Source organism: Pseudomonas sp. SAS7 (genome assembly GCF_052112345.1).
In the GTDB taxonomy this organism is placed as follows: Bacteria; Pseudomonadota; Gammaproteobacteria; order Pseudomonadales; family Pseudomonadaceae; genus Aquipseudomonas; species Aquipseudomonas putida_Q.
The window spans coordinates 143,189-170,084 of the sequence record NZ_JBEGGO010000012.1 but is presented as its reverse complement, the minus strand read 5'-3'; the positions used below and the strand labels follow the sequence as shown (position 1 = coordinate 170,084).

The 26,896-nt window shown below is 61.0% G+C and carries 25 protein-coding genes; 12 read left to right on the top strand and 13 right to left on the bottom strand.

All coding sequences use genetic code 11. From position 1 onward, the window contains the following. The first annotated feature begins 56 nt into the window (after positions 1 to 56). On the top strand, positions 57 to 1,700 hold the full coding sequence (locus tag ABI582_RS19990) for an acetolactate synthase large subunit (protein ID WP_338747369.1): 1,644 nt from the start codon (positions 57 to 59) through the stop codon (positions 1,698 to 1,700). A 65-nt stretch (positions 1,701 to 1,765) separates the two neighbouring features. Here ABI582_RS19990 and ABI582_RS19985 read toward each other — a convergent pair whose 3' ends face one another. Beyond that, positions 1,766 to 4,306 (bottom strand): HWE histidine kinase domain-containing protein, encoded by a 2,541-nt coding sequence (locus ABI582_RS19985; RefSeq protein ID WP_442120067.1) that lies wholly within the window; start codon positions 4,304 to 4,306, stop codon positions 1,766 to 1,768. Between the two features lie 100 nt (positions 4,307 to 4,406). Next, a complete protein-coding gene (locus ABI582_RS19980; protein WP_442120066.1) occupies positions 4,407 to 5,198 on the bottom strand; it encodes a response regulator transcription factor in 792 nt (263 codons plus the stop codon). A gap of 193 nt (positions 5,199 to 5,391) precedes the next feature. On the opposite strand from ABI582_RS19980, the gene ABI582_RS19975 reads away from it, so the two are divergent. The 3 genes from ABI582_RS19975 to ABI582_RS19965 all read left to right on the top strand — a co-directional run bounded on the left by ABI582_RS19975 (position 5,392) and on the right by ABI582_RS19965 (position 8,584). After that, entirely contained in the window at positions 5,392 to 6,756 is a 1,365-nt protein-coding gene (locus tag ABI582_RS19975) for an APC family permease (RefSeq protein WP_442120065.1), read from the top strand. Positions 6,757 to 6,768: 12 nt separating this feature from the next. Continuing rightward, positions 6,769 to 7,872, top strand: a complete 1,104-nt coding sequence (locus ABI582_RS19970) for a DmpA family aminopeptidase (RefSeq protein ID WP_442120064.1) — start codon at positions 6,769 to 6,771, stop codon at positions 7,870 to 7,872. A gap of 76 nt (positions 7,873 to 7,948) precedes the next feature. Beyond that, positions 7,949 to 8,584: a dTMP kinase gene (locus tag ABI582_RS19965; protein WP_442120063.1), complete on the top strand. Its 636-nt coding sequence runs from the start codon at positions 7,949 to 7,951 to the stop codon at positions 8,582 to 8,584. 8 nt (positions 8,585 to 8,592) lie between these two features. Here ABI582_RS19965 and ABI582_RS19960 read toward each other — a convergent pair whose 3' ends face one another. After that, positions 8,593 to 9,495, bottom strand: a complete 903-nt coding sequence (locus tag ABI582_RS19960; protein WP_442120062.1) for a LysR family transcriptional regulator — start codon at positions 9,493 to 9,495, stop codon at positions 8,593 to 8,595. Between the two features lie 96 nt (positions 9,496 to 9,591). On the opposite strand from ABI582_RS19960, the gene ABI582_RS19955 reads away from it, so the two are divergent. Together ABI582_RS19955 and ABI582_RS19950 are read left to right on the top strand one after the other, a co-directional pair. After that, positions 9,592 to 10,983 carry an MFS transporter gene (locus ABI582_RS19955; RefSeq protein ID WP_442120061.1) on the top strand — a complete coding sequence of 464 codons (1,392 nt, stop codon included), beginning with the start codon at positions 9,592 to 9,594 and terminating at the stop codon, positions 10,981 to 10,983. Next, positions 10,955 to 11,332, top strand: coding sequence for a DUF4440 domain-containing protein (locus ABI582_RS19950; RefSeq protein ID WP_442120060.1), 378 nt, complete (start codon positions 10,955 to 10,957; stop codon positions 11,330 to 11,332). The genes ABI582_RS19955 and ABI582_RS19950 overlap by 29 nt, the downstream gene beginning before the upstream one ends. Before the next feature lie 57 nt (positions 11,333 to 11,389). Here ABI582_RS19950 and ABI582_RS19945 read toward each other — a convergent pair whose 3' ends face one another. Continuing rightward, positions 11,390 to 11,644 (bottom strand): type B 50S ribosomal protein L31, encoded by a 255-nt coding sequence (locus tag ABI582_RS19945; RefSeq protein ID WP_019473563.1) that lies wholly within the window; start codon positions 11,642 to 11,644, stop codon positions 11,390 to 11,392. A 103-nt stretch (positions 11,645 to 11,747) separates the two neighbouring features. On the opposite strand from ABI582_RS19945, the gene dksA reads away from it, so the two are divergent. Further along, complete coding sequence (dksA, locus tag ABI582_RS19940; protein WP_442120059.1) at positions 11,748 to 12,152, top strand: RNA polymerase-binding protein DksA; 405 nt, start codon at positions 11,748 to 11,750, stop codon at positions 12,150 to 12,152. Between the two features lie 50 nt (positions 12,153 to 12,202). Here dksA and ABI582_RS19935 read toward each other — a convergent pair whose 3' ends face one another. After that, positions 12,203 to 12,643, bottom strand: a complete 441-nt coding sequence (locus ABI582_RS19935) for an Lrp/AsnC family transcriptional regulator (RefSeq protein ID WP_016714074.1) — start codon at positions 12,641 to 12,643, stop codon at positions 12,203 to 12,205. A gap of 143 nt (positions 12,644 to 12,786) precedes the next feature. Between ABI582_RS19935 and ABI582_RS19930 the strand changes: the two genes are divergently transcribed. After that, positions 12,787 to 15,834 carry an aminotransferase class III-fold pyridoxal phosphate-dependent enzyme gene (locus ABI582_RS19930; protein WP_442120058.1) on the top strand — a complete coding sequence of 1,016 codons (3,048 nt, stop codon included), beginning with the start codon at positions 12,787 to 12,789 and terminating at the stop codon, positions 15,832 to 15,834. A 481-nt stretch (positions 15,835 to 16,315) separates the two neighbouring features. Here ABI582_RS19930 and ABI582_RS19925 read toward each other — a convergent pair whose 3' ends face one another. Then, on the bottom strand, positions 16,316 to 16,756 hold the full coding sequence (locus ABI582_RS19925) for an Lrp/AsnC family transcriptional regulator (RefSeq protein WP_338747381.1): 441 nt from the start codon (positions 16,754 to 16,756) through the stop codon (positions 16,316 to 16,318). Between the two features lie 287 nt (positions 16,757 to 17,043). Here ABI582_RS19925 and ABI582_RS19920 point away from each other — a divergent pair, with 287 nt between their 5' ends. The 4 genes from ABI582_RS19920 (at position 17,044) to ABI582_RS19905 (ending at position 19,980) form a co-directional block, all read left to right on the top strand. Continuing rightward, on the top strand, positions 17,044 to 17,832 hold the full coding sequence (locus ABI582_RS19920) for an ABC transporter substrate-binding protein (protein WP_442120057.1): 789 nt from the start codon (positions 17,044 to 17,046) through the stop codon (positions 17,830 to 17,832). Positions 17,833 to 17,896: 64 nt separating this feature from the next. Beyond that, a complete protein-coding gene (locus ABI582_RS19915; protein ID WP_442120056.1) occupies positions 17,897 to 18,544 on the top strand; it encodes an amino acid ABC transporter permease in 648 nt (215 codons plus the stop codon). 51 nt (positions 18,545 to 18,595) lie between these two features. Continuing rightward, positions 18,596 to 19,213 (top strand): amino acid ABC transporter permease, encoded by a 618-nt coding sequence (locus ABI582_RS19910; protein ID WP_422394571.1) that lies wholly within the window; start codon positions 18,596 to 18,598, stop codon positions 19,211 to 19,213. A gap of 11 nt (positions 19,214 to 19,224) precedes the next feature. Further along, the gene (locus tag ABI582_RS19905) at positions 19,225 to 19,980 is read left to right on the top strand and encodes an amino acid ABC transporter ATP-binding protein (protein ID WP_442120081.1); all 756 of its coding nucleotides are present in this window, start codon (positions 19,225 to 19,227) and stop codon (positions 19,978 to 19,980) included. Positions 19,981 to 20,015: 35 nt separating this feature from the next. Here the strand turns inward: ABI582_RS19905 and ABI582_RS19900 are convergent, their stop codons facing one another. The 7 genes from ABI582_RS19900 to ABI582_RS19870 all read right to left on the bottom strand — a co-directional run bounded on the left by ABI582_RS19900 (position 20,016) and on the right by ABI582_RS19870 (position 26,890). Continuing rightward, on the bottom strand, positions 20,016 to 20,972 hold the full coding sequence (locus ABI582_RS19900) for an electron transfer flavoprotein subunit alpha/FixB family protein (RefSeq protein WP_442120055.1): 957 nt from the start codon (positions 20,970 to 20,972) through the stop codon (positions 20,016 to 20,018). 1 nt (position 20,973) lies between these two features. Next, a complete protein-coding gene (locus ABI582_RS19895; RefSeq protein WP_442120054.1) occupies positions 20,974 to 21,723 on the bottom strand; it encodes an electron transfer flavoprotein subunit beta/FixA family protein in 750 nt (249 codons plus the stop codon). Positions 21,724 to 21,853: 130 nt separating this feature from the next. Then, positions 21,854 to 23,179, bottom strand: a complete 1,326-nt coding sequence (locus tag ABI582_RS19890) for a spinster family MFS transporter (RefSeq protein WP_442120053.1) — start codon at positions 23,177 to 23,179, stop codon at positions 21,854 to 21,856. A 67-nt stretch (positions 23,180 to 23,246) separates the two neighbouring features. Next, the gene (dmpG, locus tag ABI582_RS19885; RefSeq protein WP_442120052.1) at positions 23,247 to 24,278 is read right to left on the bottom strand and encodes a 4-hydroxy-2-oxovalerate aldolase; all 1,032 of its coding nucleotides are present in this window, start codon (positions 24,276 to 24,278) and stop codon (positions 23,247 to 23,249) included. Between the two features lie 10 nt (positions 24,279 to 24,288). After that, entirely contained in the window at positions 24,289 to 25,218 is a 930-nt protein-coding gene (locus ABI582_RS19880) for an acetaldehyde dehydrogenase (acetylating) (protein WP_442120051.1), read from the bottom strand. Positions 25,219 to 25,256: 38 nt separating this feature from the next. Next, the gene (locus ABI582_RS19875; RefSeq protein WP_442120050.1) at positions 25,257 to 26,048 is read right to left on the bottom strand and encodes a fumarylacetoacetate hydrolase family protein; all 792 of its coding nucleotides are present in this window, start codon (positions 26,046 to 26,048) and stop codon (positions 25,257 to 25,259) included. Positions 26,049 to 26,116: 68 nt separating this feature from the next. Continuing rightward, complete coding sequence (locus ABI582_RS19870; protein WP_442120049.1) at positions 26,117 to 26,890, bottom strand: glucose 1-dehydrogenase; 774 nt, start codon at positions 26,888 to 26,890, stop codon at positions 26,117 to 26,119. Positions 26,891 to 26,896: the final 6 nt, after the last annotated feature.

The window sequence follows — 26,896 nt, the reverse complement described above, 5'->3', positions numbered from 1 at the left end:
AGTCACGCAGCGTCATAAAGCTGCAATCCCACAAAGATTTTGAGGTAGTACCCCAAATGGCCAAGGCCGCCGATGTCGTTGTGCAATGTCTGGAAAACGAAGGTGTCGAGTATGTGTTCGGCATTCCTGGTGAGGAAAACCTCGACCTGCTCGAATCCCTGCGCAAGTCGAAGATCAAGCTGGTACTGACCCGTCACGAGCAGTCTGCAGGTTTCATGGCTGCCACCTACGGCCGCCTGACCGGCAAGACCGGCGTCAGCCTGTCCACCCTCGGCCCTGGTGCCACCAACCTGGTCACCGCCAGCGCCTACGCCTACCTGGGCGGCATGCCGATGATGATGATCACCGGGCAGAAGCCGATCAAGAAGTCCAAGCAGGGCCGCTTCCAGATCATTGACGTGTGCGGCATGATGGACCCCATCACCAAGTACACCCACCAGTTCGCCTCGGCCGACAACATCCCGTCGCGCATGCGCGAAGCCTTCCGCCTGGCTGAAGAAGAAAAGCCGGGTGCGGTACACCTGGAACTGCCGGAAGACATCGCCGCCGAGCAGACCGACGCACTGCCGATCCCGCGCAGCCTGCACCGCCGCCCGCTGGCCGAACACGTGGCCATCGAAGCTGCCGTCGAGAAGCTGAAGACCGCCCGTAACCCGATTCTGGTGATCGGCGCTGGCGCCAACCGCAAGATGACTGCCAAGGTCCTCAAGCAACTGATCGACAAGACTGGCATCCCGTTCATCACCACGCAGATGGGTAAAGGTGTGGTCGACGAGCGCCACCCGCGTTTCCTGGGTAACGCTGCACTGTCGTCGGGTGACTTCGTGCACCGCGCCGTCGAAGCGGCCGACCTGATCATCAACATCGGCCACGACGTGATCGAGAAGCCACCGTTCTTCATGGTCCGTGGTGGCACCGAGGTCATTCACATCAACTTCCGCTCTGCCGAAGTGGATGCCGTTTACTTCCCGCAGGTTGAAGTGATCGGCGACATCGCCAACGCCGTGTGGCAGATCAGCGAAGCGCTGAACGACACGTCGCACTGGGACTTCACCCGCCTGATGGCCATCCGCGAAGCCAACGAAGCGCAGATCGCCGAAGGTGGTGACGACAACCGCTTCCCGGTCTACCCGCAGCGCCTGGTTGCCGACATCCGTCGCGTACTGCCGTCCGAAGGCATCGTTGCCCTGGACAACGGCATCTACAAGATCTGGTTCGCCCGTAACTACAAAGCGCACAAGCCGAACACCGTACTGCTGGACAACGCCCTGGCCACCATGGGCGCTGGCCTGCCATCGGCCATGGCGGCGCACCTGGTGCATCCGGACCGCCCGGTGATCTCGGTGTGCGGCGACGGCGGCTTCATGATGAACAGCCAGGAGCTGGAAACCGCAGTACGCCTTGGCATGCACATCACCGTGGTGATCCTGCGTGACGATGGCTACGGCATGATCCGCTGGAAGCAGGCCAACATGGGCTTCACCGATTTCGGCTTGGACTACGGCAACCCGGACTTCGTCAAATACGCCGAAGCCTACGGTGCCAACGGCCACCGCGTGGAAAGCGCCGAAGGCCTGCTGCCACTGCTGGAACACTGCATCAAGACCCCAGGCGTGCACGTGATCGACTGCCCGGTCGATTACAGCGAGAACGACCGCATCCTCAACAGCGAGCTGCGTGAGCGCGCGCTGGCGGTGTAAGCCCTGAGGTACGGCGCCAGCGCAAGGCTGGCGCCTTTCCCTGAGGAGCGGCCTGGTATCGCCTTTCAGCGATCCAACAGGCCCTGCAGGCTGGCCAGGATGCTGTTGGCGTCGTAAGGCTTGCGCGCTACGGGGACGCCCTTCAAGTGCTCGGGAATGCTGATGCCATCGCCATAGCCTGTGGCAAACAGGAATGGAACCTGACGGCGTACCAGTTCATCGGCCACGGAAATGGATGTGCCGGTGCCCAGGTTGACATCCAGTATCGCAACGTCCGGTGTGCGGCGGGAGAGCAATTGCATCGCCTCGGCTTCGGAATTGGCGGTGATCACATCTTTGATTTGAGCATCGTTGAGAATCTGCTCCAAGCCGACTGCAATCACCAACTGGTCTTCGAGGATCAGCACGCACAAGTCCGCCCGTGTTGCAAAGGTATCGCCTACGCGGGCGATGGCCGTGGCCGGGATGGCGGGTACGAACGGTTCGGCGACGGTCAGGTGCTTGGCAGGGATCCTGAAAACGCCTTGCAGGCCTTCGGGGTAATATTCCACCGTGCTGGTGCCGCCCAGGTCGAACGGGATACTGCGGTCGATCAGTACCGAGCCAAAGCCAGTGCGGCTGGGCGGGCGTACCGTGGGCCCGCCACTTTCGCGCCAGCTGATGACACAGGCGCTGGCGGCGTCGACCGCCCAGCTCACCGCAAGCTTGCCGCCGGCCCGCGACAGTGCACCATACTTGGCCGCATTGGTGGCCAGCTCGTGCAGCACCAGGGCCATCACCGAGTAGGCGCGCGCGTCGAGGATGACGTTCGGGCCTTGCAGCTCGATCACCCCGGCAGCCGTGCGATAGGGTGAAAGCTCGGCCTCCAGCAGCATTGCCAGGCGGCCGCCACCATCACCACGCACCACTTGGTCGTGGGCCAGTGACAATGCCTGGATACGCCCTTTGAGGGTGGCCACATAGTCCTGGAGGGTCTGGCTCTCGGAGGTCGGGTGGGCAACCAGCGCACCAATCAGCGACAGGATGTTCTTGACCCTGTGATTGAGCTCCTCGTTAAGGATGCGCTGGCGGACTTCAGCCTTCGAGCGCTCGCTGGCGAGCAGCTCGCTGTTGTGCAGCACCACTTCGACGATGGCGGTGCGGATGGCATCGCCGAACTGGCGATCCTGTTCGGTCCAGGGCAGCGACTGCTGGTGAACGGTTTCTTTCCAGATGGCGAAGCTTTTGCGTGGCGTGAGGCGATCACCCAGCGCGCCGCTGTCGTAGGTCTTGTTCGGGTCCCCGGCCCAGTCGAGCGTCTCGATGACCTCCTTGCGAAAGAAGATCAGGTAATCCCTCGGCTGCTGCGACATCGGGATGATCAGCACGCCGGATACGTCGCTGAAGTACGCCTGGGCAGAGGGAAGCACCATCGACAGGCGGTTGGACGCCCAGGTGCGGCCATCGGTGACCATATCCGCCAGGCGCAACAGGTCGGGCACGGCAGCTTTGGGCACTGCCAGCCCGGCCGTTGCCCAGCGGCCTTGCAGCGACATGCCGATGCCATCGCAGGGGATCAGCGACATCAGCCGCGGCAGGCGTGAGTGGAAGAACCCATCGAGGTCCGCTGACTGGTTGGCATTGCGCACGATGGTGTCCAGTGCTTTGTGAACCCGTACGGCGGCTTCGAGTTTTTGCCGGCTGCGCAGGGTCTCGATATGCAGTGCGAAAAACTCGCCGAACATTTCGGCGGCCACCCGCTGCCCCATGGCCAGCGTACGTGGTGCGTAGTGGTGGCAGGCGATCAACCCCCACAGCTCGCCGTTGACGATGACCGATATCGACATGGAGGCGCCCACGCCCATGTTGCACAGGTACTCGCAATGCACCGGCGACACGCTGCGCAGGTGCGCGTAGGACAGGTCGAGCGGTTCGCCTGACGGGTCAAGGACCGGCTCGATGGCGACCGTTTTGAACTGGGCGTCGGAAATCACCCGGATCGGGTTGCGCAGGTAAAGCGCACGGGCCTGCTGCGGGATGTCGGAGGCGGGGAAGTACTGGCCCATGAAGCTTTCAAGGTCGCCACGTTTGGCTTCTGCGACCACCTTGCCGGCACCGTCTGCGCCGAGCTGGTAGATCATCACCCGGTCGTAGCCCAGTACGGCCCGGACAAAGCGGGCAGCGTCGCGGAACAATTTGCTGGTCTGGTCGATTTCGCGCAGCTGGGCAATCAGGGTACGGGCCAGCTCGATGGGCTCGGCGATGCTGGCACCGGCCGGTTCAAACTCCAGGATTGCCGTACCTTTGAACAGGTGGGCGGCGATATCGAAGGCCTGGCCGTTGGGCAGCATCACGCTGAAGCTGAGTGCAGGGCGCGAGGCTTCGCGTGTACGGGCCAGTGCGTTGCGCAGGGTATGGGCTACCTCGTCCCCTAGCACCGTGTGCAGCTTCTGGCCGTTGATATCGCCTGCCAGGCCCAGCAGATGCGGGGCGTTGACCGAATGGCGCAGCACCACTGTCGCGGACGCATCACAGGCCAGCAGGCAGCCGTGGGGCTGGATGCTGCCAGGGATCTGGATGGGTTCGCGGTCGCAGTTGGTCAGGTTTACTTGTGGGTCGAAGGTCATTTGGCCCGTGCCTAAGGGTAAAGAGTAGGCTGCCAGGACGGCCGCCATCGTCAGCCTAGCAGGCATTGTCCGCCTTGGGCATTGCCGGGTGGTTGCCTTTTCAGGCTGATGGGGTCTCCCCCCGTTCATCTGCGAACCCCAGCGCCCGTATGAACATCGAAAACAATTCGGGGTGAGACGAGATGTTCAGCTTCGCGTACAGGTGGCGCCGGTGCACCTTTATGGTTTCTGGCGAGATCCCCAGCCGTTGCGCCATCGCTTTCGACGAGTAGCCGCGCAGGATAAGGCGGGCGATTTCCAGTTCTCGCTCGGACAACAGGCCTTGGGCAAACCTGGCCAACGCATCGCCAACCGGTGCCTGCACGGGCACCGGCACGCCACTACGCGCCCAGTGCTGCCCAAGCAGTGCCAGCACCCAGGCACTGATCAGGTTGAGCTTGCCCAGCTCTGTTGCGTCGAAAGCGCGGCGCATGCCCAGTGACAGCGACAACACCCCATCGGGCAGCTGCAACAGGAACTGGACTTCGTCGACCAGCACATGGTCCTGGAAGTAGTTCTGGTAATAGTCCGTTTGCCAGAAATGGTCCGGGGCCACTTCTTCCAGGTGGTAGCAACCACTGGCCAAGCCTTCGCGGCCGGCCTGGTAGAAAGGGTCTAGCAGGTACAACCCGTCGAGGTACAACTCACCCGCTGCGGGGGCTGGCGCTGCATCGTATTCCTCCAGCACTTGTGGGGCGCCCTGGGGAGGGAAGTGCATCGCCAGCGCGTTGTCGAACGGCACCCAGTGCCTCAGCACCAGGATCAGCTGACGCCAGAAGCGCGGGCTGCCAATCTGCTCGATCGTTCTGGCCAGCGCGGTGTGGCCGGCAACCTCATGAAAGAGAATTTCCACGACAGCGTCCTTGAAAGAAGTAGCGCATTGGCACCCGCTTTGCCTCAGCTGTCAACCGGGGGTACCCCTTAGTGGGAATTGTCCTGGCGGGTGGCGCCGCATAGATTTCATACCTATCAAGCGGGCCGTCGAGCCCGCCACGTTTCGCTTCCTGGTTCTGCCTCGACACTAACAACAACGTGAGGATGAACAAATGACGTCCTGTAGTGCACCCACCCCAAAACTTAAACCGACGCTGAGCGTCGCAGATGTAGTCGCCATCACCGTGTCTTCGGTCACACCCGCAAGCTCCGTCTTCGTCATTGCGCCCTTTGCTATCGCCCAGGCAGGTACAGGTGTGATCTGGGCCTTCATGCTGGGGGGTGTGCTGGCGCTGATGTTTGCGCTTTGCTATGCCGAACTGGGCCGCGCGCACAGTGCGGCAGGGGGTGAATACGTGTTTGCCAAGCGGGTATTTGGCGGGATGGCCGGTTACGCCACTTTCCTTACCGTGCTGGCGATGCTGGTGTTCATTCCACCGGTCTTGGCCACGGGGGCAGCCACTTACCTGAATGCAGCGCTCGGCACCGAGCTTGACGGGCAGACGGTGGCCTTGGTGATTGTGGCACTGGGCTATTTGCTTGGCATTCTCAACATCAAGCTCAACGCGTGGGTCACCGGCATTTGCCTGTTCCTTGAGGTGGCAGCACTGATGGTGATCGTGGTGTTGGGCTTTGGCCACGCCCAGCAACCGGTCAGCAGCCTTGTCAGCCCGCTGGTACTCGATAACGGGATACTGCACGCGGCGCCCTGGGCGCTGGTGATTGGTGCGGTGGGCACTGCGCTGTTCTCTTTCAACGGTTATGGTGGCGCCGTGTTGCTGGCCGAAGACATGAAATGTGGCGGGCGTGGTATTGCCAAGGCAGTTTTGTGGTCACTGGTGCTGGTGGTGGCCATCGAAGTGATCCCGCTGGTTGCGCTGCTGGTGGGTGCACCCTCGCTTGAGGCAATGCTGGCCAGCCCGGACCCTATCGGTTACCTGCTGACGGCCCATGGCAACGAAACGCTGTCGCGCCTGGTCAGCGCCGGGATTTTCCTATCGGTGTTCAATGCCATCATTGCCCTGGTCATCCAGAGTGGGCGGGTGATCTACAGCAGCGGGCGGGATGCGTTGTGGATGCCGACCCTGAACCGTGCCTTCATCCGCATTCACCCCAAGTGGGAATCGCCCTGGCTGGCCACGCTGTTCCTCGCCGTGCCTTCCGCTGCCTTGACGTTCAGTTCCAACCTGTCCGAGCTCACGTCCTTCACCGTGCTGCTGATCCTGTGCGTGTACCTGGTAGTCGGGCTGTGCGCGCTGTTCAGCCGCGTACTGCGCCGCGACCGTGAGCATCCTTACCGGATGCCGCTGTGGCCACTGCCGGCATTGGCTGCGGTGACCGGGGCCGGGTACCTGTTGACGACCCTGTTGAGTACGGCTTCAGCCAGGGACATTTTCATCATTCTTGGCATTCTGCTTACCTCCGTGTTGCTGTACGGCACGTATGGCAAGTTGAGCCCGGCCTTCCAGAACCTTTGAGCGAGAGACAAGATGCGAGCACGCGATTTCGGTATCACGCTGGGCCTTGGTCGGCCTGGCCCCCACAACGCCATTACCGATGTGCCGGGTGTACGGGTTGGCCACGCCACCCTGGACAAGCACCACGGCGGCAAGCCTGTACGCACCGGCGTCAGTGTCATCGAGCCCCGCGAAGGAGCGGCGCGCCACCAACCGTGCTTTGCCGGCTGCCATGTGCTCAATGGCAATGGCGACGCCACCGGCCTGGAGTGGATTCGTGAAGCGGGCCTGTTGACGACAGCCATTGCCACCACCAACACGCACAGTGTCGGCGTGGTGCGCGATGCACTCATCGCCCATGAGCATGCAACCCTGGCGGACGCGTCGACCTACTGGTGCATGCCGGTGGTGATGGAGACCTACGACGGCGTGCTGAACGACATCTGGGGCCAGCATGTAAATGCGGACTTGGTGCAGCAAGCACTGGGGGCTGCCTGTGGCGGGCCGGTGACCGAGGGTGCGGTAGGCGGCGGTACCGGCATGATCTGCCATGAATTCAAAGGCGGCATCGGCACCGCGTCGCGGGTATTGCCGGCAGAGCAGGGTAGCTGGACCGTGGGGGCCTTTGTCCAGGCCAACCATGGCCAGCGCCGCGATCTGCGGGTGGATGGCTATCCCGTCGGCCGGGTGTTGCTTGACCTGCCCACGCCATTTGACCAGCAGGATACCCCCGGCATGGGCTCGATCGTGGTGGTACTGGCCACCGATGCACCGCTGCTGCCGCATCAGTGCCAACGCCTGGCGCAACGTGCTGCGCTGGGTATTGCCCGCACGGGCGGCGGCACCGATGACTCCAGTGGCGATATCTTCCTGGCATTCTCGACGGGGAACACCGGGCTGGCGCCTGCCGACTACAATCGCCGCGATCTGCCGAGGACGGCGCAAGTGGCGATGGTCAACAACGACCATATATCGCCACTGTTCGCGGCCGCAGCCGAGGCGGTAGAAGAGGCCATCGTCAACGCGATCCTGGCAGGCAGGACCATGCAGGCAGAGGATGGGCGAGAGGTGCCGGGCCTGGACGGTAAGCGGTTGCTGGCGGCCCTTGAACAAGTGGGTTGGAAGGCTCAGGGTTGACGTAGAAAGAGAATTTCTTGAAGACGAGCCACGATCAATGGTCTTATCCCGCGCCTGAGCCTATTGGTATTGAACGATGAACCGCCCGCTGTTTGTTTCCATTGATGGGCCCAAGGGTACCGGCAAGACCACGCTGCTGGAGGCCGTCACTCAAGCCTTGCGGCTGGACGGGAACAAGGTGATCCGCCTTTGTGAAAGAAAGAACGACCCTTGCCGGGGCGAGACCATGGCTCTGGTCAACCAGCTTGCCAGAAGCCCATGCCGGGACCTGGAGTTCAAGGTGTGCGAGCGCTTTGCCGAGAGCCGCGCCTGGATTTCCCGGCATGTGCTGCCCAGGCAGCCAGCTGACAGCATCATCCTGATTGATCGCTGGTACCCCTCTGACGCTGCGTTCCGCCGCACGGTACCGTTTGACCAGATCTTGCGCCTGAACTTCGAACGAAAGGTGCAAGTACCGGATTTGCATGTCGGGGTTGTCACAGCCCCTGAAACCTCATGGGCACGGGCCGCGTCGCGTACGCGTGGGCTGGGCAGTACGGTGATCCACAACCTGGATGAACAGGTGGCCTGTACCGCGGCGTTCGAGCGTGCCGTTGCAGCGCACGGCTGGGTGCTGTGCCGTAATGAAGGGACGATCGACGAGGCAACCCGGCAGTTGGTTGGCGAGATTCAGGGCGTGCTTGCACGCATGCGTGCTGTGCCAGCAACGTGATATGGCTGTTACAGCCCGGTTTCCTCAAGGGCCCATCGGGCTGCCAGCTGGTCAATGAAAACGCGTGTTGCAGCAGGTACATACATGCTGTTGCGGTACAACGCATGAATGGGTTGCCGCGCAAAGTGTTGTGGGTCAAGGACGGCGCTGAGCTTACCCTTCGCGATGGCGTCGTCTACCAACCAGCTTGGCAGAAGCGCAACCCCGAGCCCGCGCAAGGCCATGTCCAGCAACGCCTCTGCGCTATCTGCCTGAAAGCGGGACGGGCGCACGAACTGGCAGCTTTGGGTCATGGACTGTGAGTTGAAGAAGCGCCAGGGTGCATCGCTCAGGTGCGTATGAGCCAGCCAGTGCACGTTGACCAGCGCCTCCGTTGAGCCAACCGGGTGCCGTAGCAGATACGCCGGGCTGGCGACCAGCTGCAAGGCATAGTCGCCAATCCTGGCGGCCTTGTAATCGGAGTCCGCCAACTCGCCTAGCCGGATTGCCACGTCGAAGCGTTCCGCAACCAGGTCACAGAGGTGCGATGACGCTACGTGCTCGATCGACAGATCGGGATGAGCTTCTGCCATGTCTGCCAGCACCGGCAGCACTGCACGCTGTGCAAAGGCGGAGGTACTGGTGACGCGTAACCGCCCGCCAAGCCCCGCGGATGACTGTTGCACGCTGGCTGTCGCGCGCTCCACCTGGTCAAACAGCTGACGCGCTTCAAGCAGAAACCGTTCACCGCAATCGGTCAGCACGGTGCGGCGGGTGTTACGGGCCAGCAGGCTGGCGCCCAGCTCAGCTTCCAGACGCCGTACATTGAAGCTGATCCGCGCCTTGGACTGGCCCAGCAACTGGGCAGCCTTGGTAAAGCTGCCGCTATCTGCAACGGCGACAAAGCTGGCAACGCGATTGAGGTCGAGCATGATTGTCAAAAATCAGTTAACAGTCTGGGCGATATTACAGCACTTATGTCGCTGTCGGTGCAGGGGTACAGTCACGCTCGCTGACTGGAGTTCACCGTGGCCTTACTCAACCTGCGTCGTCGTATCACGCTGTTCTACTTGCTGGGTTTCTTCGTAGACCTGATCAATACCTTCATCACCGCCGTGGTTTCACCGAAAATAGGTGAAGCCCTGCACGCTGATGTCGCCACGCTGGCTTGGGTGAGTACGGCCTATCTCCTCGGGCTGATGCTGGGGATGTTGCCCAGCCGATGGCTGGGGCAGCGCATGGGCGAGCGCCCGGTGCTGCTCGGCTCACTGGTGTTTTTCTCAGGCGCCACACTGCTGATCGCCTGGTCGGGGCAGATGGCAACGCTGTTACCTTTACGCGGCCTGCAGGGTTTTGCAGCCGGGCTGTTCATTCCCCTGGGCCAGGCACTGGTCTACCGCCTGTATTCGGCGCATGAGCGGCCAAGGGTGACCATGGCGATCATGGCCATAGGCTTGCTAGCGCCAGCCGTATCACCCCTGGCAGGCGGTTGGTTGTCGCAACGGATGTCTTGGCAGTGGGTGCTGCTCGCCAGTCTTCCCATGGCACTGCTGGCCTTGCTTCTGGGTGCTTGTTGGTTACCGCGCTCACCGGCATCCGCGCGCAATGAACCCTTTGATGGCAAAGGCTTGCTACTGGCTGGGGGAGGGGTGGCCAGCGGCTTGCTGGGTATGACTGATGCGGGTGGTGGCCAGGGTGGCATGGCTGTGGCCTGGGCCGCACTGGCGGCAATCTTGCTCGGCAGCTACCTGCGTCACTCACGGCGTATCGCTGCACCCCTGTTGGACTTTTCGGTGATGCGCGAGCCCGTTTTCGCCGGATCGATGATGTTGTACCTGGCTGTGCCGGGCCTGTTCATCGGGGTGAACCTGTTGGCCATGCTTTACCTTCAGGCCGACCTTGGATGGACCGCAAGCGAAGCGGGCAGCCTGATGTTGACCTGGACCTTGGGGGCAGCGCTGGCGATCGCGTGCACCACCTGGTGTTACAGATCATTCGGGCCCACTCCGTTACTGCTGCTGGGGCTGGCGCTGCAGATACCGGGTTATGCGCTGCTGGCGCTGGCTTCCAGCACGTCTTCTCTCATGGTTGCCTACGCGCTGCTCGGTGTCGGGGGGAGCTTATGCACCAGCGTCGCGCAAAGCGCTGCCTTTGCAGCATTGGCCTCATCCGAACTTGGCCAGGCCAGTACCCTGTGGGCCCTGAACCGGCAGTTGAGCTTCTGCCTGGGCGTGACAGCCGTCAGCCTGGTATTCAGCTTGCTGACCATGCTCTTGGGGGCTCGGCAAGCCTACCAAGCCACATTCATGCTGGCAGGAGGGGTGCAGGCAACCTGCCTGGCAGTCCTGTTCTGTCTGCGGATACGCTCACTTGTCAAACGAAAGGAACGCGATGAATCGGTATCTGAAAGAAGTCATTGATCTGCACGTATTGATCGAGGCGCTCTTTGCCAGGGGGGAGGGTTCTGTTGCAGCCATGGTCGAGCGGTTTCACGCGGATTTTGCGATGGTCACACCTGCCGGGGCTCAAGTAGGCCTGGGCGATGTTTCATCCCTGTTTGCTCAGCGTGCAGGGTCTCAGCCAGGGTTGAGCATTGAGGTCGCCGAACTGGAAACCATCGCACAATGGCCGGAGGGTGCAGTGGTGTGCTATCGCGAGACGCACCATTTGCCCGGCCAGAAAGCGAAGGCACGGATCTCGACCGCACTTTTCAGTGCTGTAGAGGGACGCGTGTTATGGCGCCATCTTCAGGAAACCTGGGCGGCTTGAGGCTGCGCGATGATGGGTTGGAAAAGCCGCTTTCCCTGATCCGAAAGCGGCTTTTTCCTACTTGGCAGTAAAACCTGCAAACCGCTTGTTGAAGCCAGCCACCCGGCCCTCGGCCTTCGCCTTGCGTTCCTGGCCGGTATAGATCGGGTGCGAGGCACTGGAAACGTCGAGGGTGACGTAGGGGTAGCTGACGCCATCGGTGTGCACGTGGGTCTTGTCTGTTTCGATGGTCGAGCGGATCAGCCAGAAGGCACTGGCAGCCACATCGTGAAACAGAACGGGGCGGTAGTCGGGGTGAATGCCTGGTTTCATTGTAGAACTCCTTAGCGAATGTTATACAGTAACAAAATAAGCCAAGTGACGATTCATTTGCAACCCGGGCCCGACCTTCGAATGCTGCCGCGAGCGTATAGACATGACCGAACAAGAACTGCTTTGCATGCCTGCAGAGACCTACATGGATGCCCGCCAGCAGGGGTTCTTCCGCGACCTGTTGTTGTCGCAGCGCCATGAGCTGCAAGCGCGAATATCCAGCGAGTTCGAGCTGATGCGCGCATTCGAGCCAACCAGCGACCCATCTGACCTGGGCACTGTGGAAGAGCAGCGGCAATGGCAGCTGCGCTTGCTTGAGCGGGAAAAGAAGCTGCTGGACAAGATCGACGAAGCGTTGGTGCGCATTGCACGGGGTGAGTACGGGTGGTGCAAGGACACCGGTGAGCCCATCGGCCTCAAGCGCTTGCTGCTGCGGCCAACGGCGACACTGAGCATTGAGGCCAAGGAGCGGCAGGAACGCCAGGGGCGGCATATACGCGAAACTTGATACACCCGGCGTGGATGGCACCGGTGAAGCCCGTGCCATCTTGCAGGTCGTCAGGCACCCTGGCGGTCGATATCACGGCGCAGGACTACCGACGTGGTAATGTCATCCACGGATTCGTGGCGTGCCACATTGTCGCGAACCTGGTTGAGGTCGTCGATGGTCCGGGTCTCCACTTCAACCACCAGGTCAAGCTGACCGCTCACCGAGGAAACCCGTCGCACGCGGGCGTCCGTAGCCAGCTGGTCAAGCAGCCCCATGGCAGGCGTGCGCTGTAACGTTACCAGCAAGATCGCGCGTATCACATTGGCGTCAATCTCGCCGATATCCGCCCGATAACCACGAATGATCCCGCTGCGTTCAAGGTTGGCAACCCGTTCGGTCGTGGCGCTTCTGGAAAGGCCTATGCGGCCGGCTAATGCCTTGAGCGCAATGCGCGCGTCCTTCGAAAGTACTTCAAGAATCTCACGATCTTTTGCATCCAGCTCACGCATTGCAGCACCTGATTAGCTCGCCGTCTTTATGCCGGTCAGAACCGGCATAATGCCTGTTGATCCCGACCGTATGCAGGGTGTCGGTTTCGGTGGTGCATGACAAGCTATTGAAAAAACAATTTGCTCGCTCGGAACGTGATGATATGACAGACCTTTCCCACCCGGCACCTCGGTTTTCGGCAAGCGATGCAGAGGGCCTCGCAAAAGATTTGTTCAATGTCTGTGGCACTGCCACGCCCCTGGACGGGGAGCGTGATCGCAATTACCGGCTGCAGACGGGCCTGGATGCGGGCTGGATACTCAAAATCGTCAATGCCAGCGAGCCCAGGGTAGAAAGCGAGTTTCAAACCGCGCTGCTCGATCACCTGGCCGTGCACGGCGGGCATCTGGGCGTGCCTCACTTGCGGGCCAGCGTGGCTGGCGACTACCTGCCGTCGGTGACCGGTGCCACAGGTGAAAAGCACGCAGTGCGCCTGGTCAGCTGGTTGGCCGGCACGCCACTTGCCGAGGCCAGGCGCTCATTTGCACTGATGAGCAACTTCGGCCAGGCACTCGGCGAACTCGATCGCGCGCTGCAGGGCTTCATGCACCCGGGCGCGGTCCGCGACCTTGACTGGGATCTGCGCCATGCTGCGCGCTCCCGTTCGCGCCTGCACTTCATAAAGAGCCCTGAACGCCGGGCCATTGCCGAGCGCTTCATCACCCAGTTCGAACAGTCTGTACAGCCAAGGCTGGCTTCCCTGCGGGCCCAGGTGATCCACAACGATGCCAACGACTGGAACATTCTGGTCGATGCCGAAACTACCAGTACCGTGACTGGCTTCATCGACTTTGGCGATGCCGTGCATACCGTGCTGATAGCCGAGGTTGCGATCGCCAGTGCCTACGCCATTCTCGACATGGACGACCCAATCGGCGCCGCTGCTGCGCTGGTCGCCGGTTTCCATGAAAAGTACCCGCTGCAAGCGCAAGAGCTTGATGTGTTGTTCAACCTGATCGCCATGCGCCTGGTCATCAGCGTCACTTTCTCCGCTTCCCGGCATGACCAGACAGACGACAACCCCTACCTGGCGATCAGTGAAGCGCCTGCCTGGCGCCTGCTGGAACAGCTTGATGCGATGAACCCACGGCTGGCCACCGGCATCCTGCGCAAGGCCTGTGGTTTTGATGCCATCGAAGGCGCGGGTGATGTCCGCCGCTGGATTGCGGACAACCACAAATCCTTCGCCGACCTGGTACGCCCGTCTGCCGCCATCCTGAACAAGGTGATTGCCCCGTTTGGCGACGCCACCCACGAGATGACCATCGCCTCGGCTGAGCAACGCCCTGCAGATGCAACCCGTTGGTGGGAAGAGTTCTCTGCTGCTCACAAGGTGCCGTTGGCCATCGGGCCTTGGGGCGAGTTGCGCACCATCTACACCGACAGCGCGTTCGAGTCCCGCTTCATCAAGGGGCAACGCCGCACACTGCATGTCGGTGTCGACCTGGTGATGCCAGCGGGTACGCCGTTGTACGCGCCGGTCGCCGGCACTGTCAGAAGCGTGGAGGTTGAACCAGACCCGCTGGGGTATGGTGGCCTGGTGATGATCGAGCACACGCCACCCGGTTGCCCGCCATTCCTGACCCTGTGGGGGCATATGGCCCATGAAGCGCTAAGCCGCTTGAAAGCCGGTGACAAGCTCGAAGCTGGCGACCTGGTCGGCTACATGGGCACCGATCTTGAAAACGGCGGCTGGATTCCCCACCTGCACCTGCAGATGACCACCGATACTCAGCTGAGCGCGAGCGAGGTCATTGGCGTGGGTGAGCCAGAGTACCGCGAAGTGTGGGCCGACCTGTTCCCCGATGCCTCGACCTTGGCGGGTATCCCGCCAGAGACCTACACCCAGCAAGGGCTGACCAAGGCCCAGATCATTGCCAGGCGCAAGGAACTGCTGCTACCGAACCTGTCGATTTCGTACAGCGACCCGATCAAGTTCGTGCGCGGTGATGGCGTATGGCTGATCGACAACTTCGGGCGCGCCTACCTGGACTGCTTCAACAACGTGTGCCACCTGGGCCATAGCCACCCCGACGTGGTCGAGGCCTTGACCCGCCAGGCTGCGCTACTCAACACCAACACCCGCTACCTGCACGACAACATCGTCGAATACGCCGAACGCCTGACGGGTACGCTGCCAGAGGGACTTTGCGTAGCCTCCTTTGGTTGTTCGGGCAGTGAAGCCAACAGCCTGATGCTGCGCATGGCGCGCAACTACACCGGCAGTGACCAGGCGATCGTGCTGGACTGGGCCTACCACGGCACTACGCAAGAACTCATCGACCTTAGCCCTTACAAGTACAAACGCAAGGCCGGCAAGGGCAGGGCAGCGCATGTATACGAGGCGGTGGTCCCGGACAGCTACTACGCGCCTGAGCACTGGCCAGTGGAACAGCACGGCAAGCGCTTTGCCGAGTCGGTAGCAGAGCAGCTGGATGCCATGCGCAAGGCAGGCAAGGGCCCCGGGTTCTTCCTTGCCGAGTCGATCCCCAGCGTGGCAGGCCAGGTGTTCCTGCCTGACAACTACCTCAAGGAGGTCTACGCCATGGTTCGCGCCGAGGGTGGGCTGTGCCTGGCCGATGAGGTGCAGGTCGGGTTTGGCCGCGTCGGTAGCCACTGGTGGGCATTCGAGACCCAGGGCGTGGTGCCGGATGCCGTCACCATGGGCAAACCGATTGGCAACGGCCACCCGATGTCGGCGGTTGTGACCACCCGTGAGGTTGCCGATGCCTTCAATAACGGCATGGAGTATTTCAATACCTTCGCCGGCAACCCCGTGTCTTGCGCGGTAGGCCTGGCGGTGCTCAATGCAATCGAGCGCGACCAGTTGAAAGCAAACGCCTTGAACGTCGGCAATTACTTGCTCGAGGGTTTCCGCAAGCTTCAGCAGCAATTTGAAGTGATTGGTGATGTGCGCGGGCTGGGGCTGTTTCTCGGCATCGTCCTGGTGACCGACCGCAAGTCGAAGGCGCCGGCCACGGCCCTGGCCCGGAAAGTGGCTGATGGCGCCAGGGAACGCGGCGTATTGATCGGCACTGAAGGCCCGCATGACAACGTGCTGAAAATGCGTCCTTCAATGATTTTCAGCCGGGCCAATGCCGACTTCCTTCTCGAGGTGCTGAAAGACAGCTTTGTGGCAGCCTTGAAGTAGCCCTTACAGATTGCGCGGTCCCTGTAAATGCTCTGTTGGCGGTCAAGCTTTTCTAAGGTGCTCAGAGCTGAAAAGCTTGGCCGTATCAAATGGTTCACCGGTGCGGATATCCCCATGGCAATTTTGCCGGCAATGGCCCAATCGCTCAGGCTTGCCATGCCCTTGTAGGAGCAGCCTTGTGCTGCGAAGAGGCCGGCAAGGCAAAAGATCATCTTCGCCAGCCATGGCCTCTTCGCAGCACAAGGCTGCTCCTACAGGTACTTTGCATGACTTGAGACCAGTGCCTCCTTGGCCCGGTTCGGCGGCTAGATCAGGTAATCGAAGATGGTCTGCTCACCGGTGCGGATACCCATCGTGGCAATTTTGCCGGCAATGGCTCAATCGCTCAGGCTAGGCACAACATACAAGGAGCGGCCTTGTGCCGCGATAGGGCTGCGCAGGCTGCTTCGCAGCCCTTTCGCGACACAAGGCCGCTCCTGCATCACGCCTTCTGCCGGTCTATGTCACGCCGCAGCACTACCGCCGTGGTGATGTCGTCTACAGAGTCGTGGCACGCCACGGCGTCCCGTACACGGTTCAAATCATCAATCGTCCGTGCTTCAACCTCCACAATCAGGTCGAGCTGCCCGCTGACCGATGAAACCCGTTTGACTTGGGCGTTCTGTGCCAGAAGGTCCAACAACCCAAGTGCCGGTGTACGTTTCAGCGCTACCAGGATGATTGCTCGTATGACATTGGCATCGATTTCACCGATGTCGGCGCGATATCCGCGAATGACCCCAGTACGCTCCAATTGCAAAACCCGCTCGCTGGTGGCACTTCTTGACAGGCCAACTCTTGCTGCCAGCGCTTTAAGTGCCACACGCGCTTCCTTGGAGAGTATTTCGAGGATTTCCCGATCTTTGACGTCTAATTCGCGCAATGCTGACACTCCCGCCTGATCACCGGTAAATGACCGGCTGCCCCGGTAAAGTGCAGGGGGCAAACCAGCCGAGTACTCGATTGTTTTTAGTGCACCGCCAGACATTACTCCAGTTATTCCAAAGCCCGAAGTAGCGCCGACACTATGTCGGCCGATTCCGGCAATGTGCCACCCGAACACGCACATTGCAGGGTGATTTCAAGGTTTCAGTGTGCAAAGCTCTCAGTGAAGGTTGGGACTTCAGCGCCCAGGAAAATAAGAAATAGAAACTTCCAAGGAGTGCCTCGATGCTGGCAAGAAAAACCAGGATGCTACTGGCTTCCACCGCTGTTGCAGCGGCTGCATTATTTTCTCACGGCATGGCGCACGCCGATGATTTGCAGGCCGTTCAACATTCAAAAGTACTGCGCGTGGCAATGAGTGGCCAGTACTCCCCCTTCAGCTTTGCCAATGAAAAGAATGAAATTGTCGGTTTCGATGCATCTATTGGTGAAGCACTCGCTCAGCGTTTGGGCGTGAATATAAAAATTATTACCACACCGTTTGACGGCATTATCGCCGGGCTGTTGGCCAAGAAATATGACGCTGTCATCGCCTCAATGACCATTACGCCCGAGCGGCTGAAAGCCGTTGACTTTGTAGGCCCTTATTACCACGCAGGCCGTACCATCGGCGTCAAGGAAGACTCTCCGATCAAGGGGCTTGATGACCTCAAGGATGTCACCGTCGGCGTTACGCTGGGCGACTCGCATGACAAATGGGCGCGTAATCGCGGCAATCTTAAAGTGCGCACCTATAAAGGCTTACCGGAAATGCTGGTGGACCTGGAAGCCGGTCGTATCGACGCGGTAGTGATGGACAGTATTCCGGTCATGGTTGCGGTAAAAGAGACCGGGCAGAAGGTGCGGATCATCAGCCTGCCGGACGAGCAGGGTGGTCGTGAAGGCCTGGGCATTGCCATTCGCAGAAACAACCCTGAACTCAAGGCCCAGTTGCAGAAGGCCCTGGACGAGATCCTGGCCGATGGCACCTATGAAGAAATCTCCATGAAATGGGTGGGTAGCGACATTCGCTGATGCACACCTGGATTGGCCTGACGACAGGTTGGGCCGGGTTGGCTGAATTCTGTGAGTGGTTTTTATGGACCTGTCATTGATCCATCGCACCTACCCGTTCTTCCTGGAAGCCGCCTGGGTAACTGTGCAAATCTCGTTGCTCTCACTCTTGCTGGGTTTACTCCTTGCAATCGTTCTGGTGGCGTGCCGGTTATCGCCATTTATTATCTTGCGGTGGGCAGCCAAGATTTACGTCAGCGTATTTCGCGGTACACCCTGCCTGGTGCAGTTGTTCATTATCTATTTTGGTGGGCCACAAATAGGTATTGAGCTTGAGCCGTTTGCTGCTGCGGTGATCGGATTAGGCATGAATATAGCGGCGTATATGTCGGAGTCCATTCGAGGGGCTATCGATAATGTCGACCCAGGCCAGGCGGAGGGCGCACGGTCGATTGGCTTCAGCCGCAGCCAGACGCTGTTGTTCATCATCATTCCCCAGGCAATGAAGCTGATGATCAGGCCGCTTGGCGTAAATGCTATCGGGCTGATCAAGGGTTCTGCCCTGGTGTCGGCCATTTCGGTGGTTGAACTGACTTACACCGCGCAGCGCTTCATCAGTTCGACCTACAAACCGTTCGAGATATTCATGGTGTCGGCGCTGCTTTATATCGTCATGGTCTACGCGGTCAAGTACCTGGTGGAAGTGCTGGACCGGCGCTACGCAACCCAGTGAGGAGTGCCAGTGGAAGGGTTCAACCTGAGTGTTATCACGCCTTACTATGAAATGCTGGCAACCGGCCTATGGTGGACGGTTGTCATGTTTCTCTGTTCCAGCGTCATCAGCCTGGCGGTGGGTGTGCTGTTTGCCCTGATCGACCTGTATGCGCCGAAAGCCATGGCATTGCCGGTGCGTTTCGTGACCTGGCTGTTGATGGGCACGCCATTGTTGCTGCAACTGTATCTGATCTATTACGGGCTGGTTCAGGTCGGTATCGATATTCCGGCGCTGGCTGCGGGAATAATCGGGCTAAGCCTGCATTTTGCGGTGTACAACGCCGAGGTGATCAAGTCCGGGATCGAGGCGGTCGACCCAGGCCAGATAGAGGGCGCGCGCTCGATTGGCCTTAGCAAAGCCATGACCCAGCGCTACATCATTGTTCCGCAGGCGCTCAGAAAAACTATTGCGCCACTGGGGAACAACCTCATTGTGTTGCTGAAGGACACTTCACTGGTGTCGATCATCGGTATCGCCGAACTCGTTTACAGCGCCCAGTTGGCCGTCAGCGAAACGTACAGCCCGTTCGAATTCTATATCGCCGTCGCAGTGATCTACTACGTGGCCAATCTGGTACTCGAGGCCGGGTTGCATCTTATTGAAGCCAAGGTCGAGATGTCACGATGAACAACAACGCTATGGTAGAAGTGAAGGGCGCTCGCAAAGCCTACGGCGCACTTGAGGTGCTCAAGGGCATCGACCTGTCGGTCTCGCGTGGGCAGATCTTCGCTATCATCGGCCCGAGTGGCTCTGGCAAAAGCACCTTGCTGCGGTCGATCAACCATCTCGAAGTGCTCAATGGCGGTGAAATCTGGCTGGATGGTGCTCAGGTCAACCGGCCCTTGAAAGGCCGAGCCTTCGAGCAGCACATCAATCGGGTGCGCCAGCAAATGGGCATGGTGTTTCAACACTTCAATCTGTTCCCGCACCTCACCGTCTGTGAAAACGTCGCGATAGGGCCTGTGAAGCTCAAAGGCTACTCGAAAACTGCGGCCAGAGCGCTGGCCCTGGAGTACCTGCAAAAGGTCGGGCTGGCCAACAAGATCGACGAATATCCGTCGCGCTTGTCCGGTGGGCAGAAGCAGCGCGTGGCCATTGCCCGGGCGTTGGCCATGCAACCCAAGGTGATGTTGTTCGATGAAGCGACCTCAGCCCTGGACCCGGAGCTTGTGGAAGAGGTGAACCTGGTAATGAAGCAACTGGCAGCGGAGCACATGACCATGTTGATCGTCACGCATGAGATGCGCTTTGCCGGCGAGGTTGCTGACCAGATCGTATTCATGGATGGCGGGGTTGTTGTGGAACAAGGGGCTCCGGGGGACATCCTGAGGAACCCGGTGCAGGATCGTACCCGGGCTTTTTTGAAGAAGCATTTGCAAGCCGACCCTTTGTGAGAGGGCCGGGCTTCTTCAAAAACCAGGCAGGCGGGTCACGCCAGCTTTTCCAGCTCTGGCACCGCTTCGAACAGGTCAGCGACCAGGCCGTAGTCGGCCACCTGGAAGATCGGCGCTTCTTCGTCCTTGTTGATCGCAACGATCACTTTGGAGTCTTTCATGCCGGCCAGATGCTGGATTGCGCCGGAGATACCGACGGCGATATACAGCTGTGGCGCAACGATCTTGCCGGTCTGGCCGACCTGCATGTCGTTCGGCACGAAGCCTGCGTCGACTGCGGCGCGCGACGCACCCACAGCAGCGCCAAGCTTGTCGGCCAGGCTGTACAGGTGCTTGAAGTTGTCACCGTTGCCCATGCCGCGGCCGCCGGAAACGACGATCTTGGCAGCGGTCAGCTCTGGGCGGTCGGACTTGGCCAGCTCTTCACCGACAAAGGCCGAGATACCGGCGTTGTGCGCGGCACTCACAGCTTCGACAGCAGCCGAGTCACCTTCAGCGGCGACTGGGTCGAAGCCGGTGGTACGCACGGTGATGACCTTGATCGAAGCGCTCGATTGCACGGTGGCAATGGCGTTACCGGCATAGATCGGGCGCTTGAAGGTGTCGGCGGACTCGACCGAGATGATCTCGGAGATCTGGTCCACGTCCAGCAGCGCGGCAACGCGCGGCAGGATGTTCTTGCCATTGGTGGTGGCCGGGGCCAGCACGTGGCTGTAGCCCTTTGCCCCGCCTTGTTCAACAAGAGCAACGATCAGGGGCGCGACGTTTTCCGGCAGAGCATGGGCGTAGGCGGCGTTATCGGCAACCAGCACCTTGGCCACACCAGCGATCTTGGCAGCGGCTTCGGCAACGCCGCCGACGTTCTGGCCAGCAACCAGCACGTGCACATCACCACCGATCTTGGCGGCTGCGGCGACAGTGTTCAGGGTGGACGGGGCTACTGCACCGTTTTCCGGACCTTGTAGAAGGTCAGCGACAACCAGGATAGTCATATCAGATTACCTTCGCTTCGTTCTTCAGCTTCTCGACCAGTTCGGCCACCGACTTGACCTTGATGCCAGCGCTGCGGGCAGCCGGCGCTTCGACTTTCAGGGTCTTGTTGGTGGAGGCGAGGGAAACGCCCAGCGCGTCTGGAGTAACGGTCTCCAGCGGCTTCTTCTTGGCCTTCATGATGTTCGGCAGCGACGCATAGCGTGGCTCGTTCAGGCGCAGGTCGGTAGTAACGATGGCTGGCAGGTTCAGCGACACGGTCTGCAGGCCGCCATCGATTTCACGGGTGACGTTCAGCTTGTCGCCAGCAACGATGACCTTGGAGGCGAAGGTGCCCTGGGCGTAGCCGGTCAGCGCAGCCAGCATCTGGCCGGTCTGGTTGTTGTCGCTGTCGATGGCCTGCTTGCCAAGGATGACCAACTGCGGCTGCTCCTTGTCGACAACGGCTTTCAGCGCCTTGGCCACCGCCAGGGAGTTCAGCTCGTCAGCGGCTTCTACCAGGATGGCACGATCGGCACCCAGGGCCAGGGCGGTACGCAGTTGCTCCTGGGCAGTGGTCGGGCCGACGGAAACGACGACGACCTCGGTCGCAACGCCTTTTTCCTTCAGGCGCACGGCTTCTTCCACGGCGATTTCGCAGAAGGGGTTCATGGCCATCTTGACGTTAGCCAGGTCGGCGCCGGAGTTGTCCGCCTTGATCCGAACCTTGACGTTGTAGTCGACCACTCGTTTGACGCTTACCAGTATCCTCATAAGCTCTCCAGTCATTGATATTGCGAACGCGGGGCAGCGGGGGTCTGACAAGGACGGTAACGTAGGGAATGTGCGGGTGGATCGTCCGTTTCAACTAGTTCATCGGCGATTCTGCGCCAATGTTCAGGTTTCAGGCATAGGCAGAAAGCCGCGAGGGGGCGGCCAGGTGCTGATAGGTCCGCCAGAGCAGCACGATCGGTATGACAATGGTAAGACTGACCAGCAGCAGGGCATAGCGCAGCGACTCGTCCGCCAGCAATGGCATCAGTACATCGCTCAGTAGCCCGGTTGCCAATGGGCCGATACCGACCCCGCACAAGGTGGAGATGATGGTCTGCAGGGCGACGGCGGTCGCCCGGCGGTGGGCGGGCACCAACTGAGTCAACACCGAGAAGCACGGGCCCACCCACCATACCGAGAAAAAGCTGCCCAGCGCGCACCAGAGCATCGCGCTGGGTACCGGAACCGGACCCGCATGCAGCAGGATGTCACGTGGCCAAAGCAGGTAAATGACCAACGCGCAATTGCCAACCACATGGCCGATGAGCGGAATGCCGATTTGCCACTGCTGGCTCCTGATCACCAAGCGGTCAGTCAGCCACCCACTGAACAACGCCCCGAGCCCGGCAAAGGTGCCACCGACCAAGCCGGCCAGGAGGCCGGCGTAGTGCAGGGGCAGGTCATGCGATCGCACCAGGAAGCTGGCATTCCACATGGCAAAGGCGTAGGCGCTGAAGGTGGTGATGCCGCAAGCCAGTACCAGGCAACGGTAGGCCGGTTGTGCCATGAGTGCACGAGCACAGCCCAGCAGGCTTTGAATGGGCGGTGCAGCCTGGCTGGCGTGGCTATGGGGGAGGTCGAAGCGACCACGTACCGGGTCGCGCATCACAAAGGCAAACACCGCACTGATCAGCAGGGAGGGCAGGGCGACAGCAAAAAAAGCGCTGCGCCAGCCATATTGGTCGACCACCCAGGCGCCGGCACTGAGGGCAACGATGGTCGAAAACGTCGGCGCGGCGGTGTAGCAACTGATGGCAAAAGAACGCCGGTGCGGTGGGTAGATATCGGCAATGATCGACATCGAGGTCGAGGTGCTTGGTGACTCGAAGACTGCTACCGCCATGCGCGCGATCACCAGCATCGCAAAGCTGGTCGACAGGCCGCAGGCCACCGTTGCCAGCGCCCACAACGAGCAGGTGATGGCCAGCAGGCGTGTGCGTGACAGGCGGTCGGCCAGGCGCCCGGCAGGCAGGCCCAGCAGCACATAGACGGCAGCGAAGGCCAGGCCCGACACCAGGCCCATGGCGGTGTCGCTGGCACCGAACTCTTGTTTGAGCGGTTCGATCATCACGGCAATGATCTGCCGCCCGACAAAGTTATCGGCGTACATCATCGCGAGCACAAACAGCAGACCATGGCTGCGCCAGCCGATGGGTTGAGGGTGCGTACTGCTCATGGATGACTCCCGGTCAAACCGCAGAGATGGGCAATGGCCCAAGCTGTGCCTGGGCCCCGTGAAGCGGTCAGGCGCTGGCTTGGCGTTGCCTGGCCAGGGTCATGGCGGTGTCTTCGATCATGTCCTCCTGCCCGCCGACCATGCCGCGCCGGCCCATTTCGACAAGAATTTCCCGCGCCGGGACGCCGTACTTTTTTTCAGCACGCTTGGCAAACAGCAGGAACGAGCCGTAGACACCGGCATAGCCCATGGTCAGGGCATCGCGGTCGCTGCGGATCGGGAAGTCCATGATCGGCACCACCAGGTCCTCGGCAACGTCCTGGATACCAAACACACTCACGCCGGTTTCGATGCCCATGCGGTCGCAGACGGCCACCAGCACTTCCATGGGGGTATTGCCGGCACCCGCGCCCAAGCCTGCGCACGCGGCATCGATACGGGTAGCGCCAGCGGCAATGGCCGCGATCGAGTTGGACACGCCCATCGACAGGTTGTGATGGCCATGGAAGCCGATTTCAGTCTCGGGCTTGAGCGCTGCACGCAGCGCCGCGACCCGCGCGCTGACGTCATGGGGCAGCAGGTAGCCGGCCGAGTCGGTGATGTAGATGCAATTGGCCCCGTAGCTTTCCATCAGCTTGCCCTGGGTGACCAGGCCTTGCGGGCTGTTCATATGGGCCATCATCAGGAACCCGACGCTGTCCATGCCCAGCTTGCGTGCCGCGCCAAGGTGCTGTTCGGACACGTCTGCTTCCGTGCAGTGGGTGGCGACGCGAATCGTGCTGACGCCCAGTTCGTAGGCCATCTGCAGGTGATCGACCGTGCCGATGCCCGGTAGCAGCAGTGCGGAGACCTTGGCGTTTTTCATCAGCGGGATGACCGCCGACAAATACGCCTCGTCGCTGTGCGCCGGAAAACCATAGTTCAATGAACTGCCACCCAGGCCATCGCCGTGGGTCACCTCGATCAACGGCACACCGGCGGCGTCCAGGCCACAGGCAATGTCTTTCATTTGCTGCAGGGTGATCTGGTGGCGTTTGGGGTGCATGCCGTCACGCAGGCACATGTCGTGGACGGTGATGGATTTGCCGTGAAGGTCCATGGTGCGCTCCTTAGGCGATGGCAGGTTGTGGGATGCTGGCACGCAGGGTCAAATCGCCTTTGAGCAGTGCTTCGGCAAACATCTCGGCGGTGCGCGCGGCGGCGGCGGTCATGATGTCGAGGTTGCCGGCATATTTGGGCAGGTAGTCGCCCAGGCCTTCGACTTCCATGAAAATCGACACCCGGTTGCCGTCGAACACCGGGCCGTTGACCAGCTTGTAGCCGGGCACATAGCGCTGGACTTGCTTGATCATGTCGGCAATCGCGGCGGTGATGGCTGCCTGGTCAGGCTCGGTTTCGGTCAGGCAGTGCACGGTGTCACGCATGATCAGCGGCGGCTCGGCGGGGTTGACGATAATGATTGCCTTGCCCTTTTTTGCGCCGCCAACCTGTTCCACGGCCGCCGCGGTGGTGCGGGTGAATTCATCGATGTTCTTGCGCGTGCCCGGGCCGACCGATTTCGAGGCCGCCGTGGCAATGATCTCGGCGTAGGCCACCGGCTGCACGCTGGACACCGCGGCCACCAGCGGGATGGTCGCCTGGCCGCCACAGGTCACCATGTTGACGTTCATCGCGCCCAGGCCAAGGTTGTGTTTCAGGTTGACCGGTGGCACGCAGTAGGGGCCGATGGCTGCCGGAGTCAGGTCGATCATCAGCACACCCAGGGCATTGAGCTTGCGGCTGTTTTCGGCATGCACATACGCGGAGGTAGCATCGAAGGCGATCTGGATGCCGTCTTCCAGTACATGCGTTAGCAGGCCGTCGACGCCCTCGCTGGTGGTTTTCAGGCCCAGCGCGGCGGCGCGGGCCAGGCCTTCGGAGGTGGCGTCGATACCCACCATCCAGACGGGCTCCAGTACTTCACTGCGCTTGAGCTTGTAGAGCAGGTCGGTACCGATGTTGCCGGGCCCGATGAGGGCACATTTGATCTTTTTGCTCATGGCGTTGTTCTCGATCGGAAGAAGGGAGGGCCGCAGGCTCAGGGCACGAAGTTCAGGTGCATCTCGCCCATGCCGCTCAGCGACAGGCTGACGAAGTCACCCGGTGCGACCGGTACCAGTGGCGCGAGGGCGCCGGACAGAATGATTTCGCCCTTGCGAAACGGGATGCCCAGTCGGCCCAGGGTGTTGGCCAGCCAGGCCACGGCGGCGCAGGGGTGGCCTTGCACCGCCGAGCCCAGGCCGCTGCCCACCGGCAGGCCGTTCTTGAACAGGTGCAACTGGACCTCGGCCAGGTCCAGTTCACGAGGATCGATGCGCTGCTGGCCCAGGGCGAAAACACCGCATGAAGCGTTGTCGGCAACGGTGTCCTGAATACGGATCTGCCAGTTCTCGATACGCGAGTCGACAATTTCGAAGCACGGCATAACCCATTCGCTGGCCGCCAGCACATCGTTGGCGCTGATATCGGTACCTTGCAGGTCTTCGCCCAGTACAAAGGCAATCTCGCCTTCGGCCCGTGGCTGTACCAGATGGTGGGCAGCAAAGCTGATGTCGCTGCCATCGGCAACCTGCATACGGTCGGTTAGAAAACCAAAATCGGGCTGATGCACATCGAGCATTTCTTGCACGGCGCGGCTGGTAACACCGATTTTCTTGCCGATCACCTGCTCGCCCACCGCTTGGCGACGCGCCAGAAATCGCCGGGAAATCCGGTAGGCGTCGTCAAGGGTGATAGCCGGGTAACGCTGGGTCAGCGGCGTAAGGCTCTGGCGTGCGTTCAGGGCGTGGAACAGCTCGTCGCCCAGTGTTTCAATCAGTTGCGCATCCATAGGGAGATCGCTCTGTGGCAAGTGGATAACAGGCCGGGCCATCTGCAGGCACGCCCGGCAAACAGGCCTCAACCCGGCCAGACACTGGAATCGGCGCCGCCATCGACATCGATGATCTTGCCGGTGACCCAGGCCGAGGCGGGGCTTGCCAGGTAAAGGGCCGCGGCGGCGATGTCCTCTGGTTGGCCCAGGCATTTGAGCGGGGTGTTGCTTTCCATGGTCTTGCGCATGGCATCGGGCATGACCCCGGCCAGGGCGTCGGTCAGGATTGGCCCTGGCGCCACCGCATTGACCCGGATCTGCGGCGCGAACTCTTGTGCCAGCAGGCGCGTCAAGTGAGTCAGCGCAGCCTTGGCGGTGCCATAGGCGCTGAAATGGCGCTGGGCATAACGGGCGGCGACCGAGGTGATGTTGATGATGTTGCCGCCCCCGGCGTCGCGCATCAGGGGTACGCACAGCTGTGAAAGGGCATAGGCGGCGCTGACGTTGAAGCTCAATACCTGTTCGAAGTCTTGCGGGCTCATCTTCAGGGGGTCATTGGGGCCGCCGCCCCCGGCATTGTTCACCAGATGGGTAATGCGCCCCAGCTGTTCGGCGGCGTTGGCGACCAAGGCGCAGCGCTGTTCGCTGTAGGTGACATCGCAGCTCAAGGCCAGGGCGCGCCGCCCTCGGCTGCGCACCTCCTCGGCGACGGCCTCGACATCTGCCAGCGAACGGGCGCTGCAGACCACATCAGCGCCGGCATCGGCGTAGGCCAAGGCAATGGCACGACCGATGCCGCGGCCGCTGCCGGTGACAATGGCGACACTGCCAGTGAGGTTGAAGCGTTGCAGAATGCTCATGGCTGT

What these genes read in the sequence shown, in the direction of transcription:
- ABI582_RS19990 (WP_338747369.1), top strand. Translation starts at nt 57, where the DNA reads ATGGCCAAGGCCGCCGATGTCGTTGTGCAATGTCTGGAAAACGAAGGT.
- ABI582_RS19985 (WP_442120067.1), bottom strand. Translation starts at nt 4,306, where the DNA reads ATGACCTTCGACCCACAAGTAAACCTGACCAACTGCGACCGCGAACCC.
- ABI582_RS19975 (WP_442120065.1), top strand. Translation starts at nt 5,392, where the DNA reads ATGACGTCCTGTAGTGCACCCACCCCAAAACTTAAACCGACGCTGAGC.
- ABI582_RS19970 (WP_442120064.1), top strand. Translation starts at nt 6,769, where the DNA reads ATGCGAGCACGCGATTTCGGTATCACGCTGGGCCTTGGTCGGCCTGGC.
- ABI582_RS19965 (WP_442120063.1), top strand. Translation starts at nt 7,949, where the DNA reads ATGAACCGCCCGCTGTTTGTTTCCATTGATGGGCCCAAGGGTACCGGC.
- ABI582_RS19960 (WP_442120062.1), bottom strand. Translation starts at nt 9,495, where the DNA reads ATGCTCGACCTCAATCGCGTTGCCAGCTTTGTCGCCGTTGCAGATAGC.
- ABI582_RS19950 (WP_442120060.1), top strand. Translation starts at nt 10,955, where the DNA reads ATGAATCGGTATCTGAAAGAAGTCATTGATCTGCACGTATTGATCGAG.
- ABI582_RS19945 (WP_019473563.1), bottom strand. Translation starts at nt 11,644, where the DNA reads ATGAAACCAGGCATTCACCCCGACTACCGCCCCGTTCTGTTTCACGAT.
- dksA (WP_442120059.1), top strand. Translation starts at nt 11,748, where the DNA reads ATGACCGAACAAGAACTGCTTTGCATGCCTGCAGAGACCTACATGGAT.
- ABI582_RS19935 (WP_016714074.1), bottom strand. Translation starts at nt 12,643, where the DNA reads ATGCGTGAGCTGGATGCAAAAGATCGTGAGATTCTTGAAGTACTTTCG.
- ABI582_RS19930 (WP_442120058.1), top strand. Translation starts at nt 12,787, where the DNA reads ATGACAGACCTTTCCCACCCGGCACCTCGGTTTTCGGCAAGCGATGCA.
- ABI582_RS19920 (WP_442120057.1), top strand. Translation starts at nt 17,044, where the DNA reads ATGCTGGCAAGAAAAACCAGGATGCTACTGGCTTCCACCGCTGTTGCA.
- ABI582_RS19915 (WP_442120056.1), top strand. Translation starts at nt 17,897, where the DNA reads ATGGACCTGTCATTGATCCATCGCACCTACCCGTTCTTCCTGGAAGCC.
- ABI582_RS19910 (WP_422394571.1), top strand. Translation starts at nt 18,596, where the DNA reads ATGCTGGCAACCGGCCTATGGTGGACGGTTGTCATGTTTCTCTGTTCC.
- ABI582_RS19905 (WP_442120081.1), top strand. Translation starts at nt 19,225, where the DNA reads ATGGTAGAAGTGAAGGGCGCTCGCAAAGCCTACGGCGCACTTGAGGTG.
- ABI582_RS19900 (WP_442120055.1), bottom strand. Translation starts at nt 20,972, where the DNA reads ATGACTATCCTGGTTGTCGCTGACCTTCTACAAGGTCCGGAAAACGGT.
- ABI582_RS19895 (WP_442120054.1), bottom strand. Translation starts at nt 21,723, where the DNA reads ATGAGGATACTGGTAAGCGTCAAACGAGTGGTCGACTACAACGTCAAG.
- ABI582_RS19890 (WP_442120053.1), bottom strand. Translation starts at nt 23,179, where the DNA reads ATGAGCAGTACGCACCCTCAACCCATCGGCTGGCGCAGCCATGGTCTG.
- dmpG (WP_442120052.1), bottom strand. Translation starts at nt 24,278, where the DNA reads ATGGACCTTCACGGCAAATCCATCACCGTCCACGACATGTGCCTGCGT.
- ABI582_RS19880 (WP_442120051.1), bottom strand. Translation starts at nt 25,218, where the DNA reads ATGAGCAAAAAGATCAAATGTGCCCTCATCGGGCCCGGCAACATCGGT.
- ABI582_RS19875 (WP_442120050.1), bottom strand. Translation starts at nt 26,048, where the DNA reads ATGGATGCGCAACTGATTGAAACACTGGGCGACGAGCTGTTCCACGCC.
- ABI582_RS19870 (WP_442120049.1), bottom strand. Translation starts at nt 26,890, where the DNA reads ATGAGCATTCTGCAACGCTTCAACCTCACTGGCAGTGTCGCCATTGTC.